At 27.0% G+C, this 15,874-nt stretch carries 15 protein-coding genes; all 15 read right to left on the bottom strand.

Annotated elements, in window-relative coordinates; genetic code table 11:
* Positions 1–3: 3 nt before the first annotated feature.
* The 15 genes from pfkB to I2H23_RS02785 all read right to left on the bottom strand — a co-directional run bounded on the left by pfkB (position 4) and on the right by I2H23_RS02785 (position 15,856).
* Positions 4–921, bottom strand: coding sequence for a 1-phosphofructokinase (gene pfkB / locus I2H23_RS02855; protein ID WP_195581023.1), 918 nt, complete (start codon positions 919–921; stop codon positions 4–6).
* A 166-nt stretch (positions 922–1,087) separates the two neighbouring features.
* Positions 1,088–2,869: a BglG family transcription antiterminator gene (locus tag I2H23_RS02850; protein ID WP_243248176.1), complete on the bottom strand. Its 1,782-nt coding sequence runs from the start codon at positions 2,867–2,869 to the stop codon at positions 1,088–1,090.
* A gap of 159 nt (positions 2,870–3,028) precedes the next feature.
* A complete protein-coding gene (locus I2H23_RS02845; RefSeq protein ID WP_195581022.1) occupies positions 3,029–4,999 on the bottom strand; it encodes a sensor histidine kinase in 1,971 nt (656 codons plus the stop codon).
* Between the two features lie 138 nt (positions 5,000–5,137).
* Positions 5,138–5,404: a hypothetical protein gene (locus I2H23_RS15695; protein WP_442970775.1), complete on the bottom strand. Its 267-nt coding sequence runs from the start codon at positions 5,402–5,404 to the stop codon at positions 5,138–5,140.
* 6 nt (positions 5,405–5,410) lie between these two features.
* Entirely contained in the window at positions 5,411–5,620 is a 210-nt protein-coding gene (locus I2H23_RS15690; protein ID WP_442970774.1) for an iron-containing alcohol dehydrogenase, read from the bottom strand.
* A 165-nt stretch (positions 5,621–5,785) separates the two neighbouring features.
* Positions 5,786–6,376, bottom strand: coding sequence for a hypothetical protein (locus I2H23_RS02830; protein ID WP_195581020.1), 591 nt, complete (start codon positions 6,374–6,376; stop codon positions 5,786–5,788).
* A gap of 503 nt (positions 6,377–6,879) precedes the next feature.
* Positions 6,880–8,139 carry a cytochrome P450 gene (locus tag I2H23_RS02825; RefSeq protein WP_195581019.1) on the bottom strand — a complete coding sequence of 420 codons (1,260 nt, stop codon included), beginning with the start codon at positions 8,137–8,139 and terminating at the stop codon, positions 6,880–6,882.
* Between the two features lie 228 nt (positions 8,140–8,367).
* Positions 8,368–9,810: a MocR-like pyridoxine biosynthesis transcription factor PdxR gene (pdxR, locus tag I2H23_RS02820; RefSeq protein WP_195581018.1), complete on the bottom strand. Its 1,443-nt coding sequence runs from the start codon at positions 9,808–9,810 to the stop codon at positions 8,368–8,370.
* Between the two features lie 19 nt (positions 9,811–9,829).
* Positions 9,830–10,657: a hypothetical protein gene (locus I2H23_RS02815; protein WP_195581017.1), complete on the bottom strand. Its 828-nt coding sequence runs from the start codon at positions 10,655–10,657 to the stop codon at positions 9,830–9,832.
* Positions 10,658–10,759: 102 nt separating this feature from the next.
* Entirely contained in the window at positions 10,760–11,659 is a 900-nt protein-coding gene (locus I2H23_RS02810; RefSeq protein ID WP_166506240.1) for a D-alanine--D-alanine ligase, read from the bottom strand.
* A gap of 284 nt (positions 11,660–11,943) precedes the next feature.
* Positions 11,944–12,651, bottom strand: a complete 708-nt coding sequence (locus tag I2H23_RS02805) for an MIP/aquaporin family protein (protein WP_166505228.1) — start codon at positions 12,649–12,651, stop codon at positions 11,944–11,946.
* Positions 12,652–12,777: 126 nt separating this feature from the next.
* Positions 12,778–13,212: a GlcG/HbpS family heme-binding protein gene (locus tag I2H23_RS02800; protein WP_092926338.1), complete on the bottom strand. Its 435-nt coding sequence runs from the start codon at positions 13,210–13,212 to the stop codon at positions 12,778–12,780.
* A gap of 14 nt (positions 13,213–13,226) precedes the next feature.
* A complete protein-coding gene (locus tag I2H23_RS02795; protein ID WP_207741684.1) occupies positions 13,227–13,583 on the bottom strand; it encodes a glycerol dehydratase reactivase beta/small subunit family protein in 357 nt (118 codons plus the stop codon).
* 10 nt (positions 13,584–13,593) lie between these two features.
* Positions 13,594–15,411, bottom strand: a complete 1,818-nt coding sequence (locus tag I2H23_RS02790) for a diol dehydratase reactivase subunit alpha (RefSeq protein WP_092926340.1) — start codon at positions 15,409–15,411, stop codon at positions 13,594–13,596.
* A 22-nt stretch (positions 15,412–15,433) separates the two neighbouring features.
* Positions 15,434–15,856: a diol dehydratase small subunit gene (locus tag I2H23_RS02785; RefSeq protein WP_092926342.1), complete on the bottom strand. Its 423-nt coding sequence runs from the start codon at positions 15,854–15,856 to the stop codon at positions 15,434–15,436.
* Positions 15,857–15,874: the final 18 nt, after the last annotated feature.

Raw genomic sequence — 15,874 nt, 5'->3', positions numbered from 1 at the left:
AGCTTATCTCCTCTCTACATTTATTTCATCTATTAAACTATATATGTGTTCTTTATCTGCTAAATCATTAGAAAATGCTGTTGCACCTCCACTAGCTGCCCCTAGTTTTAAAGCTTCTTTGTAGTCTTTTGAATTTAGATATCCAGCTATAAATCCAGCTACCATAGAATCTCCTGCACCTACTGAATTTTTAACTTTACCTTTTGCTACGTTACTTATAAATGTTTCTCCATTTTCTGTTATAAGTAATGCTCCATCTTTCCCTCTTGATATTAATACATTTTTAGCTCCCATATCTTTTAACTTTTTAGCATAAGTTATTATTTCATCAGTAGTTTCTAATTTAACATTAAATAATTCTTCTAATTCATGGTTGTTTGGCTTTATTAAAAATGGTTTGTGCTTTAATACATTAATTAATAAATTTTTAGTTGCATCTACTACTATTTTTATATTTTTATTTTCTAGCCTTTTCATTATATTTTCATAAAGAGAAGAATCTAAAGTATTAGGTATACTTCCTGCTAATACTAATACATCGTTTTCCGTAAGGGTATCTAATTTTTCATATAATTTATTTAAATCTTTTTCACTTATATTTGGTCCTTGACCATTTATTTCTGTTTCTTCACTGCTTTTAACCTTAACATTTATTCTTGTAAATCCATTTTCTATATTTATAAAATCTTCATATAATCCTTTATCTTTTAATACATCTTTTATATAATTACCTGTAAATCCACTAACAAATCCTAGAGCTCTACTTTCATATCCTAGTTCTTTTAATATTAAAGATACATTTATACCTTTACCACCTGGATATACATACTCTTCTTTAGTTCTATTTACCTCTCCATTTTTTAGATTATCTAGCTTTATTACATAATCTATAGATGGATTAAGTGTAACTGTATAAATCATTTTATCACCTCGTTGTGTTATCTTATATACTTATAATAAGTTAGAATACCTTTTCCTGAAAGACAAAAAATTTCTCTTAGTTAAAAGAGAAATTTATCTATTAAATATAAAGGTGTATTTTCACCTTTATTATATTAAATTTTTTCAGATTATAAATTAAATAGATTTATTTAAACATAGCTATAAATTTATCATAATTTTTAGATTCACATATACTTATAACCTTAGCTATAGAATCTATTCTTTTATATATGTTTGAAAGTAAATCTTCATAGTTTAATATACTATCTTTTTGTATACAAAGCATTACTATAAGCCTTACATCTCCTACTTCCCACTTTATGCTTTTTTTAAGTATTCCTATTGCTATAGTATTTTTATATACCTTTCCTTTAGCACCATGAGGAATAGCTACCATATTTCCAATTTCTGTTGTAGCTATCTTTTCTCTATCAATATAAGATAGTTTCATTTCTTCATCTATATAATTCTTTTTAAGTAATTTATCAGACATATAATCTATTACGTCATATTTATTATCAAAATCTAAGTCTGTAAAGAATAAATCCTTATCAAATATTTCAGATAAATTTATATTATAATAAATTTTACCTGTATCTATAAACTTTTCTATTATCATAATTTCCTTGTCATCTAAAAATGGTGATACATTTATAACAGGAATATTTTTAATATCTATAGGTACCGTAGATATTATAAAATCTACATCAAGTACTCCTACAAAATCTATTAAGTAAGAAGGCATTACTTTTAGTATTTCAATTCTTTTATCAAATTTAGCTTCAAGCTTTGCCTTTATAAGCATAGATGTTCCAATGCCTGATGCACATACTATTATAGCTTTTAATACTTTTTTATTTTCTTTATGAGAAGTTCTTTGTAATGCTCCTCCTATATGAATTGCAATATTTGCAATCTCATTTTCATCTATTTTAATGTCTAAATCTTTTTCTAATGTATTTTTTGCAATAGTTGCTAGTTCAAATGCAAATGGATACTTAGCCTTTATATCGCTTGCTATTATACTTTGAGTATTTATGTTTAGTTCTTTATTAATACAAAAACTAAGTATATGCTTATATAAATACTCTTTAAATATATTATCATTGCTTAAATCTATAGATGTAGCTAATTTTAAATTTTTAATAAACTCCTCTATAGAACTTAGTACTTTTTCTTCATATTCTTTATTATAATTACTGTTTATTTTTTCTTGGTAGTTATTAATATATGTTTTTATAAATTCTTTATAATTATTATTATCTTCTAATGATAGTGATAGTAGTATGTAATTAAATATATTATTAAATTCATAATCAGTAAATATTATATGTTTTTTATCTATATTGTATAATATTTCACTTCTTATTAAAGATATATTTGAAGCTACATTGTCACTAAAAAAGTCTTCAATATTTATGTTTTTATACTTTAAGCTACTTTCTATTATACACTTTATTATATTTTTAGTATCTCCTGAAATACTAATACCTAGCTTATGTTTTGATATAGTTTTTAAATTATAATTTTCAAGTATAACTTTAACTTCTTTTAAGTCATTTTTTATGGTAGATAGACTAACATACATTTCATCTGCTAAGCTTTCTATTTTCAAAGTTTTATCTTTATAAAGTAGTAATATCTTTTTTAATATATATCCTACTCTATCTATATTAACGCTTGTTTGTTCATCATCTTTATCAATAATAGAATCTACATTTCCAACTAATATATATCCTTTTCCTCTTATAGAATCTATTTTTACATTTTCTAAAGTGGAGTTTATATCTTTTATTTCTCCTTGAACTGTTTTTGTAGAACAATCTAGTTCATATGCTAAAGCCTTACTAGTTATAGGTTGTGTACTTTTGTTTAATATATTAATTATCTTAACTTGTCTACTGTTTAAAATATATGTCAATATCATCAATCCTTATTATAATTTTTTATCTATTATTTAATTCTACTATAAGTGTAATTATAGTTTCAAATAAAATTAGTTTTCCTTTACTAAGTATTTATCATTTATTTTAAAGTAAAGTAACCTATACATAAGCATCTTTAAAGCTTATATACAGGTTACTTATTAATATACATCAGACATTTCTAAATCTACTATTTTATTTATATCTTTTATACTTGAACCTTCATTTTGCATTTCATTTACTTTCAAATGTCTAGGAAGGCATATCTTAAAAGTAGAACCTTTATTTATTTCACTTTCTATCTCTATTTTTCCATCATGAATATCTATTATTTCCTTTACTATACAAAGTCCTATTCCACTACCTTCATTGTGTCTAGTATATAAGTTGTCCACTTGATAAAATCTATGAAATATATAATCAACCTTTTCTTTTGGTATACCTACTCCATTATCTTTTACTTCAATAACTACATTATCTTTTTCTTTATAAATATACACACTTATAACTCCATTTTCAGGTGTAAACTTTATAGCATTTGATAACAAGTTTAATATAACTCTTTGAATTTGGAATATATCTATAGCTACTTTTATCTCTTCACATTCTGTGTCAAATACCATATCAATATTTTTTCTTCTTGCAAAATCTATACTCGACTCAAATATACCTTCTACAACACATACTATATTGCAATTTTCTAAGTTTAATTTTAACATTCCAGATTCAGCTTTAGTCATATCTATTATATTATTTGATATTTTAAGCAGTCTATAGGCATTTTTATCTACATTTTCTAGCTTACTTAGTATATAATTCTTATCTAGATTTCCTTTTTCAAGACTTTTTTCTAATACTTTGGTAGTTCCTAATATTATATTTATAGGTGTTCTTAATTCATGGCTTAGATTAACTATAAAATCTGATTTTAGTTTTTCTCTTTCTTTTGCTCTTTTTTGTATTTCTATTCTTTTTAATTTATCATTTCTAAATCTAATAAAAGTTATTATTATACCTATAATAATTATTATTGATATGATTTGTAAAAATATTAGAACTCCTTTCATCCATGTAGGTATTAATAAATCAAAAGGATCTTTATTTAAAACAACTACATCCTTTATTACAGAAAAAGGATTAATATTATACTCATATATACTTTTATAATCTACGTATGATTTTACTTTAGGCTCTGAAACACTTTTAATATTTTCTATTTTTTCTCCACTTTTTAACTTAATTATCATCTCTCCAATTATACTACCTTGTTCTTGACCTATATCCATGCTACCCCCTAATATCCCAGCATTCATATAAGTTTGGTCGTTAGAGTATATTGGTGCACTGCTATAATCTTTTATTATGCTTATAACTTCTATAGGAGTTATATACTTTCCTGAATTCTCGTTCTGAAATTCTCCTCCTATTACATTAATAGTATCTTCTGAGTTTTTAATCTCACTTAATTCTTTTGTTATATCTTCTAAATAATTACTTTTTATATGTCTTATTTTTACTTGATCTTTTAAGTATCTATCTACTATCCTTGATACTTCCTTATAAATAGAATATCCATATCCTGATTCTTCTGTTATTATATTTATATATCTTGCTTTAGGAGTTAAGTCTTTCATTAAAATCATTAAATCTAATGTATCATCACGGTGATATATACCTGCCATATTTTCTTTTTCTTTGCTAGTTTCTTCTAAATTGTTATCTACTCCACTAAATAAAAGAGGTAATTTATAAAAATTACTATTTATATTTTTTACTTCATTTTTAAAAACTTCATAAGCTTCATCATTTACTGTATAAATAACATCTATGCTTCCCTTTGGGTACTTTTTACTTAACATATCTTTTAATGATTTTATATATTCTTTATTGTGATTAACTCTAAAATCTAAATATTCAACTTTAAAGTTTATATTTGACTCATTATTATTTGATATATAATTTTTAAGCCCCATTGCTATATTTGATTCCCAGTAATGTCCTTGATGATAAGAGTTTAGTACTAAAACGTTAAATGACGCATCTTTTGTACTTTTTGCATGTATTTTAGATATAAACATCTGTGTCATTAATATAACAGTTAATATGTATATTATTTTCTTAAATTTTGTCATTTATTAAATCTCCCTGTCTCAAAATATACTCAAGATTTAATAATTCTACATTATTTGTTTTTTTCCTTTATTATTTTTATTTAAAATAAATAAACCTAAGGAAATAATCCTTAGGCTATATATTAATATTTATATTTATTACATAGATAATTTAAGTATTTCTTTTATTTCTTCATGAGTAGCAGTTATTGGATTAGTTAAGCCACAAGCATCTTTTAATCTATTTGCACATACTTTAGCATTAAACTTCTCAACTCTTGGAAGTAATACTGCATTACATACTCCATGAGGTAAATCATAAAATCCACCTAATTGATGAGCTATAGCATGAACATACCCTAATAATGCATTGTTAAATGCAACTCCTGCTAAATACTCAGCATATGCCATATTTTCACGAGCGATTAAATTTTATCCATCATTAACTACGTATATTGGAGTCATATTTTTCTCTACTAAAGCCATTTTAACATGTCTTTCTTCATATGTTATTATAGAAAATATTGTTAGTTCACTACCCGTTCCTGCTGTTGTATTTACACATATTAGTGGTAATTGAGGTAGTTTTGATTTATTAACACCTTCGTAATCTTTTATCTCTCCTCCATTAATTGCAAGTATAGCTATTATAGATCATAAAAAGATAGTTGGCCTATACTATCTAGTAATATTAATAGTTTAAGGTTATGCTGTAATAACTTATTTAAGTCTTTGAATTTAAAAGAAGTAGGATATGAATTTATTACTCTATTTGTTCACAATATAATAAAATTGAGGATTATTAATTTATAAACTTATATTCTTAATAGCAATATTTTCTATAGATATACTTTTATTATTAAAGCTTTTATTGTTACATTTGGTAATTATATCGACTGAATAACTTTCGCTATCTTCAAAAACTAAAACGTGTTGTTGATTTAATTGTATAGTTAAAGGTTCTGTTTGGGTAATATAAATATCAAATATATTATTAATAAGCTTTATATCGTTATTAGTTAATGGTCCTCTTACTACAACTTCACTTATACCAATAATATCATTGTCCCTGCTATTTGGAATCATATATTCATTCATAAACTTTCGAGATTTTTCATCATTCATTTGTTGAAATCCAATTTGCAATGGAACTCCTTCAAAAAAATTAATATAACTATTTTGCCAAGGCATAGTTCTTGTAAGCATGTTGAAAAACCATTTAAATTTTAAATGCTCAGGTTTTGTAATTTCAATACTTTTTTTATTTAATAAGTTATAAACTTCATCTATATTAACTACATCTAACATAATACAAATTAATCCTCTATGCCCATTGTTGTATAAATCTACCCATTCAGTTTTCCAACCACCTCCATTAGATCTTAAAATATTTATCATCTCAAAATATTCATTTCCAATCCATAAGTTAGAGGCTTTGTTAATAATAATGATATAATTTTTTTCAAGATATTATCCTCCTTATCTCACTATCTTAATTACATATTTTATTTTCTAATTACATTGTAATCATAATACGTATCAAAAAGTTTGAATTTTAGAAATATATTTTAAAATTAGTATAAAACAGGAGCATCTGCTACTATTTTTTATTTAATTATTAATAGATTTAACAAACTCTTCTAAAAATTTAAAATCTATGTTTTTACCAATAATGTTGTATCTAGATACAGTGCTATAACTTAAACTTTTAGCTTTGCCCAGTATTATTTCTAGTAATATACTTTCTTAAAATATGACTATTTTCACTTTTTATTAATTTGTAATTGTGATTACTTTTGAAGTAGAAAATAAGGAGGAACGATTCGTTCCTCCTTGTAGTTTTAGAATTTATAAAGTTTGATTATTTTAATTTTATTCTATTATAATCAAACATTAAGAAACTAAATTTTTTGTTTAATATTGTTCATTACAAATCCACTTTTAGGCAACGTAGGTATCCTTTCTAGGCTATAACTTAAATCCTGATCAGGTACTTCAAACTCAATACTATTAATAAGGAAATCAATACTAGCTTTCATGATTTCAATTGTAATTTTTTCTCCTGGACAGCGATGACCTTTTGCAGGATCTCCGCCACCTTGAGGAATAAAATCAAATAAGCTCTCATTACGCTCTTTAAAACGCTCTGGTATAAATTCAAAAGGCTTCTCCCATATTCTTGAATCATGATTTGTACCATAAATATCAAGAATAACAAGCATGTCTTTTTTAAATTCGTATTTATTCCAAGCAAAATCCTTTTTTACTCTTGCCCCTAGAAATGGCCCAAATGGGTAATAGCGTCTAACTTCTTGCACAAATATTTCAAAATCTTTACTGCTACCAGACAAAAGTTTTTCTTTACACTCTGGGTGCTCATATAAAGCTAAAGCCGAAAATGTAATGAATGTTGAGATAGCAACAATTGGACGTAGTATATTGATAAGTTCCACCGCAGCAATTTTAGTATCTAGTTGACTACCATCTAACTCTCTATGAAAAGCTATAGCATAAAGTGCTGAGCTTTCTTCAACCTTAAGCTTACCAGAACGAACATCTTCTATGACTTTTTCTATCCACTCTTCGGCTCTAGATCTAGCTATTTTACCTTTCCAATATCGTGGTCCTACTGCTCCAAGGGCATCAACCATTGCACTAAAATCCTCAGCTCTCTCTTTTACCTCAGATTCTAAGAGAGGAACCCCAGCCCAATTACATGCTACCCAGCATAAAATATACTTTACCTCATCAAAAAGTACAATCTCCTTATTACCTTCCCATTTACTAATTGATGATTGCAATTTATCCATTACAAGTTTTGAAAGTTGATTTTGATGATGTGAGTTAGTCAATGACATGAAAAGATTTTTACGATGCCTATGTGATTCTCCATCCATAGACTGTACACCACCTATACCAAACAATGTTTTTTGTACTCGTTTTGGAGCAGCACCATTTCGCTTAAATAACTCTGAATCGTAAAAAATCTTTGCTGCTTCTTCTCCAACTATACAGATTGCTTTTTCTCCTAGCAAATGTGTCTCAAATATATCCGACTGATATTTATCTACCCTATTTTTTATAAATAGATATGCCTCCTGGGACATAGCTATAGTATGGTCAATACCTTTGTCTTGTGGAACTTGTTCTTTAATTGGCATTATCTTATATACTCCTTTATATTACATGTTTTAAAAATCGCTTTGCTCTTTTATTTTTTCCATACCAATTATAAGCTATTCTACTTGTTTATGAAGATATAATAAATGATGGTGTTCTATATAGCTTATTTATCTAATATTTCTTTAAAGTAAAAAATAAGAGGAACTATTCGTTCCTCTTACTAAAATTGTAATTTATATAGCTTATTTTTTAATTTCACTTTTTTATTACCTAAGCTCATCTATAACAGAACCAATTATTTTAATTCCTTTTTCAATATCCTCAAAATTAAGCCTTGAAAAACCAAGTCTTAATGTATCATACCCACTATCATCTGTATAAAATATATCTCCGCACATAAATATAACACCTTTTTCATAACACCTATTTAATAACTCTCTACTATTTATATTATCTAATTTCAAAAATATATGAAGTCCACCTTCACCCATAATATAATCTGTATGTATATATTTTTTTACACATTCTAGTGCAAATTCATATTTTTCTTTATAGAATTTTTTAATTTTTTTCATATACTTTTCAAAAGAACCATTGTTTAAATAATCATATAAAATAGCTTGATCTAAAAAAGATACATGAATATTTTTACATCTTTTAACGCTTTCTAATTTACTTATAATACTCTTATCTGCTAATATCCAACCTATTCTCATGCCAGGGAAAAGTACCTTTGAAAAGCTTCCTATATACAACACTCCATTAGATGAACCATCAAGGGCTGCAATTGGACATATATGAGACCCTGTATGAAGTAATTCTTCATTAAATCCATCTTCTATTATAGGTACATTATACTTTTTCATAAGATTATATAATTCATATCGTTCTTTGTGTCTCATAACTATACCCGTTGGATTGTGATAAGATGGAACTACAAAAGAAAGCTTAACATCATTATTTTTAAGCTCTTTTTCTAAAATCTCTAAGTCCATTCCATTATCAGTCATTTTAACTCCTACTATATTTAAATCATAAACCTTAAAAAGCTTTATAGCAGTATTGTGAGTAGGATTTTCACATATAATAGTGTCCCCACTTTTAGTAAATGAAGATAGTATTATATCAAGACCTTCTGTAAATCCATTAGTTATTAATATGTCTTTGTTAGAAGTGTCAACGCCCTTATCCTCCATATATGAAAGTAAATAGTTAATAAGTGGTTGATATCCTTTTGCATAGCCATAGTTAAGTAGCTTATGACCTTCAAGAGATATTCTATTTAAAAATGATTTTTTTATTTCGTCAATATCAAACAATTCTCCTTGAGGAGATATGCTTTTAAAAGATATTAAATCTTTTTCCCAAGGTATTTCACTTTTTACTATATCAAGTTCTTCGCATAAATTTGCGTAGTTATTATACTTTTCATCCCAATTTATATTCCAAGTATTTTCCTTATGTTCATTAGATATACTTACAAAAGTTCCCTTTCCTTTTTCAGAGTGTATAACTCCTTCAGCTTTTAAATCTTCAAAAGCAGATATAACTGAATTTCTACTTACATTTAGTATTTCACTAAGCTCTCTAGTAGAAGGAAGTTTACTTCCTTTATTAAGCATTCCCTTTGATATCATATCTTTTATGTTATTTTTTATTTGTATATATATTGGTTCTTCATCATTAAAATCTATATTTGAAAATATCAAGTGTTATATCACCTCTATCTTAATAATTATTTAAAATCCTATTTAAAAGAAAAGTTATAACTAATGTAACTATTGAAAATATTAGTCCAATCATTAAAAAAGATATTGTATATATGTTAAATTTTATAATTAAATCTAATAAAAAAATACTTTCATTTTTAAATATTGTACTAATTATAGTTAGAATTATAGATATAATGTAGCATATAACTAACCCATTTAAGCTTCCTTGTATGTCTTTTTTACTTAATGTCATATGAGTTGAAATAAAGTAAACTAATATAAGCATTATTATATGACTAATACTAAAAATATCTTTAGTTAAAAACATACTGTCTATTATTACTTTTGTTTGTAATAATAAAATATTTATTATACTATTTATATCTATATTATTTAGGCTATTTAAATACTCTATAACATTTATATTGTTTATAAGTTCATTGTAAGTATTAGGAGTTAAAACCATCATTATTAACCATATTAAAGCTGTTCCAAATATCATAGGTGCTATTCCTATAAAAAAGTCTCCTACCCTTTGATACAAACTATTTGATTTATAAGAGTGCTTAACGTATCCAAATACTCCATCTAAAAGTGCTTTTTTAGGTCTAAATAATTTAAAATCCACTATTTTATGATTAAATATTTTTGCCATTATCATATGACTTAACTCATGTACTACCGTTCCTATATATCCTGTAACTACTAGTCCTTTAAATCCAAATGTAGATACTATAAGTCTTTCATTTATAGTTTGAATTACATTAAATATAAGGCCAAAAACTATAAAAGTACCTAAAACTGCAAATAAATTTTCAAGACTAGTTATTAAAATTTCTATCATTTACTTTTCTCCTTATTTAGTTTTTGTTTAGATAACAAATATAGGAGGAACGATTCGTTCCTCCTTGTAGTTTTAGAATTTATAAAATTTTATTAATTACTTTTAAGCTAGTGAATATTCTATTATTTTATCTATTAACTCACTATACTCTATACCTCTTGCTTTTGCACTTTGAGGTATTAAGCTAGTAGCTGTCATTCCTGGTAATGTATTAAGTTCTAAAACGTAAGGTACTCCTTCACTTATTATAACATCAACTCTTACATAAACTCTACAATTAAAAGCATCCCAACATTTTTTAGAAACTTCATTTACTTTCTCTTGTAAATCTTTATCTAAGTATACTACTTCTTCTTTTGCACCTTTTCCATCTTGTGAGTATTTAGCTTCATAGTCAAAGAATTCATTTTCTGTTTTTATAGATATTGTAGGGAATACTTCTCCATTTAATATAAATGAAGTGTATTCTTCACCTTTTATATATTTTTCTATCATGGCTTCTTTGTCATACTTTAATACTTCTTTAACTGCATCATATATTTCACTTTTATCTTTTATTAAAAATGTTGCTACACTAGAACCTCCGCTATTTGGCTTTATAAATAAAGGATAACCTATTTCTTCTATTTTATCGTAATCTATTTTATCTAAGTCTTTTACAGTAGTCCAAGGAGCTGTTGGTATATTTCCTTCTTTTAATATTTTTTTACTCATGTTTTTATCCATACATAAACCACTAGTTAAAGGTCCACATCCTGAGTATGGTATATCCATTGCTTCAAGTATTGCTTGAACTGTTCCGTCTTCTCCAAATTCTCCATGTAGTGCAAGTAGTGCAAAGTCTAATCCTTTTGCTTTTTCAAATATATCTTGTTTTGAATCTAATATTACTTCTACTACTTCATATTTATTTTTATCTATGCTACCTAGTATTCCTCTTCCTGATTTTAGTGATATTTCTCTTTCTGAAGATACACCACCCATTATAACTCCAACTTTCATCATTTTATCCATCTCCTATATGTCAATTAGTTCTTTTCTTGTTTATATTAAGATTATATGATTAAATGAACTTTATTTAAAGTACCACATATATATAAGTTTTAAGTAGTAGTGGTACCACTGTTATTTTCATATAAAAAGCCATATATAAGTATGAATATATTTCTACTTATATATGGCTTTTGTTTAAATTAATATTATTTGCAAAGTTATATTAAGCATTATTTAGTTTATTTTTATTGCTAATGCAACATTTATTTTAGTATATACATATATATTTAACATTAAAATATCATATTGTAAATAAATGCTGAAACTATAGCTCCACATATAGGTGCTATAACTGGTATTGGAGCATATTGCCAGTCAGAATCTCCTTTATTTGGAACTGGTAGTATAAAATGTGCAAGTCTTGGCCCTAAATCTCTAGCTGGATTTATAGCATATCCTGTAGGTCCTCCTAAACTTAAACCTATGCCCCATACTACTATACCTACTGCAATCGGACTTATTCCTTCAGCTAATGGATATGCTCCTATACCTAATATTGCAAACATTAATATAAAAGTTCCTATAAATTCAGTTATAAAGTTTGACTTTAAGTTTCTAACTTCTGGAGCTGTACAAAATACACCTAATTTAATACTTTTATCTTCAGTTAATTTAAAATGATCATAATAAGAAATTAATACTAATGAAGCTCCTATAAATGCTCCTATAAATTGTGCTATTAAATACATTGGAACATCTTCCCACGGAAACTTTCCAATAGATGCAAGAGCTAATGTTACTGCTGGATTAAAATGAGCTCCACTTATATTACCAAACATAAATACTGGTATGGTAACTGCAAATGCCCACCCAGCTGTTATAGATATTATTCCACCATTTACACCTTTTGTTTTTTTAAGTATTACATTAGCTACAACTCCGTCTCCTAGTAATACTAATATCATCGTTCCTACTAATTCTGCAAAAAATCTTAAATCCATAATATTTCTCCCATTAAATTCCCCCCTCATTTCTGAAGGGGGATAATACTAGCTAATAATGATACATAAGCCATATTTATTCTAGCTTATAAATTCTCACAAATATCAACTGCTTGTCTTATGTTATTAGCTATTAACTTTATGAAAAGCATCAACAGCAGCTTGTGCTATTAATCTATCTTCTTCTACTGATCCTCCACTTACACCTACAGCTCCTACAACTTGTCCATCTACTACAATTGGTAGACCTCCACCAAAAGGAACTATCCTAGCATTGTTTGTAAGTTGAAGTCCATATAAAGATTCTCCTGGTTGAACAACTTCACTTATCTCATGAGTTCCTTGTCTTAAACAAGCAGATGTAAATGCTTTGTTTATTGAGATTTCTATACTTGTTATAAAAGCATCTTCCATTCTATGCATTAACATAAGGTTTGCACCTTTATCAACTGCTGAAAATACTACAGGTACATTTATTTCTAAAGCTTTTTTTTCTGCTGCTTTAGCCATTTCTTTAACTATTTCTAAGCTTAATTCTTTATATTCATTTAATTTTTTCAAGCAATATCACCTCTTTATATTTTCTTAAGTTCAATTCCTTTAACTAATCTTGCTCCGTTAGCTCCTAGGTTTCTAAATGATCTTAATTCTTGATTAAAATCTATACAAAATAATGGTCTATCTTTTTTTAATTTATTAGTTGTTAAGATTATCTTTTCTTTATTTATACCAATTCCTACAGACAACCTAGATTTTAAAGATGCTTCATGGCTTAAAGTTTCACAGTTATTAAATTTCATTTTTTTTACTATATACGGAATTCCTTCTTCTTCTATACCCCACAAAACTTCCTTAAATTCATCTATATCTGTATCAGCTGAATGATATACATATATACTAGGTGTATCTAAATCATAACTCTTTATAATCATAGCTTGCTCCTTATTTAGATGCTAATATAAGTCCTGTTGCTACTGCATTTCTTGGACCTTCTATTCCTCTTATATTTCCTCTACCTGCTACAACCCCATAGTGAGATAGTGCATCAGTTATAAGTTGTGGTACTTCAAAGTCTAGGGATGAGCCTCCAACTAATACTACAAATTCAATATCTCTAATATTGCCTGTAGGAGACACTATACTAAGTGATCTTAGACAGTTAGTAACAAACACTTTTTCTTTAGCTAATCTTCTTATATTTTTTATTTTTTCAACTGAATTTTGACCATCTATAGGAATCAATTCATTGTCTTTTATAATTACAACTTTTGCAAAGACTGATGGGTCTAGTGGTTTTTCAAAAAATTCCACACTTCCATCTTCATGCCTTATATTAAATAGCGATTCTACCTTTGCTAAAGAATACTTCTTTATATCTTCAGCTGTTGAAAAATCTTCAAGGCCAAGTTCTGATTTTATAAGCATAGTTACCATATTTCCTGCACCTGCTAAATGTATTGATTTAACTTCACCTTTATTGTTCATTATAGAAGCATCCGTTGAACCTGCTCCCATATCAAGTATTGCAAGAGGTACGCTAGTACCTGGAGTTGTTAATGCTCCTTTTATAGCAACGTCAGCTTCTACTCCACCAACTTCTACTTTTATCTTTAGCTTTTCTTCAAGTTCATCTGCTATCATTTGCATTTGGAGTTTATCTGCTTTAACCATAACTGCTATTCCTACAGCATTTTCCATTGAAAACTCTTTTGCAAGTCCACCTTTTACGTTTTGTGGAGTAAATGTATCTACCGCTAATAAATCTTGAATCTTTATATCTGATATGTTTTGATTAGTAAGCTCACTCATTACTTGCCTTACTCTTTCAATCATTCCACCTGCATTAGTTCCAGCTTCACCTTTTATATCACAAACTGGTAAACTTAAATTAACTCCATCCATTATCTTCTTAGCACCTTGGTCAACATCAACTATTTCTTTTCTTCTTTCCCCTTCGATAATTATCTTACCAGCAGGAATTTTTTTCTCCTTAACATCCCCTTTAGGAGTCTTTATAACTACTGCAGATCTATTTCCTATAAGGGCTCTAGATATAGGAACAATCATCTTAGTTTCTTCAGAAGTTAAATTAAACACAGTCGCTATTCCATAAGGATTTGACAACTTATCTATAACCTTTCCTTGCATAGCAACTTCAACTGCACATAGCATGCCTATAGGTACTTTTTCAAGTAGAGTTACTTCATCTACTATTGGTATTTTTTTATCTAACCTATTATTTATTAATACTGCATCATCTCTTTGAACAATGGCACCAGTTATATTTATTCCTCTTTCAACTGCAAAATTTATTCTATATGATGCTTCTAAAAAATTTATATCTTCTAACACAAGAGGAATATAACTTTCTTTTAAATCTATATCTTCTAAATTTTCTAAATCTCTTATATCTATGGTTTTACCTATACCTAAACCTTCTCCACCAGGTGTAGCTGGGTTATGCCCTATCATAGTTGATTCAGTTATTATAGTTTCAGTTATAGTTTCCATAGCTACATCTCCTATAACTGGAGCTGCTTCATTTATTTTTACTAAATCTAAATCTTCCATTTTTAGCTTTGCATTATTAAGAGCAATATTTAAAGATGAAATTACACCATTTATATTCTCTTTTGTTCCTTTTATTCCACTAGTTGGGACGATACTACTAGAAATAAAATCTACTTTATCATCATAAACTTTTGCAAGTGCTACTTCAGTAGTAGCATTTCCAATGTCTACACCTGCTATTATTTTCATTTTGCTTACATCCTTTTATTTATTATTCTATTCTTAGTTTTTTTCTTACTTCATAAACCTCTGCCGCTTCTCTTATAAAGTCTGCATTTACTTTAGCATTGTAAATGTTTTCAAGTTCATCAGCTATTTCAAGTAATTCTTCTTTTGTAGATCTAAAAGGTCTTAATGCATTATATATTTCTAATATTCTTTCATCAGGAACACTTATAAGTTCACCTGCTCTTCTAAAATTTCTTGCTATTGCATTTCTATTCATTCCTTCAGCTATTTGAGCTTGCATTTCTAAAGTTTCTTTAGATATTCTTATATCTTCAGGCTTTATATCTTGTGACATAACACTTTCTAATGTTATATCTTCTAGTTTTTTACCTGTTGGAGTCTTTATAAGATTTGGTATCTTAGTTGCTAAAGGATAATCCTTAGGTGTTATTCTATTTTTTTGCATGAAATTTCTCCTTTCTAT

Source organism: Romboutsia sp. BSD2780061687b_171204_C1 (assembly GCF_015560225.1).
GTDB lineage: Bacteria > Bacillota > Clostridia > Peptostreptococcales > Peptostreptococcaceae > Romboutsia_C > Romboutsia_C hominis.
Note: the sequence above shows the minus strand (reverse complement) of the source record. Positions and strands in the feature narration are given on the sequence as shown.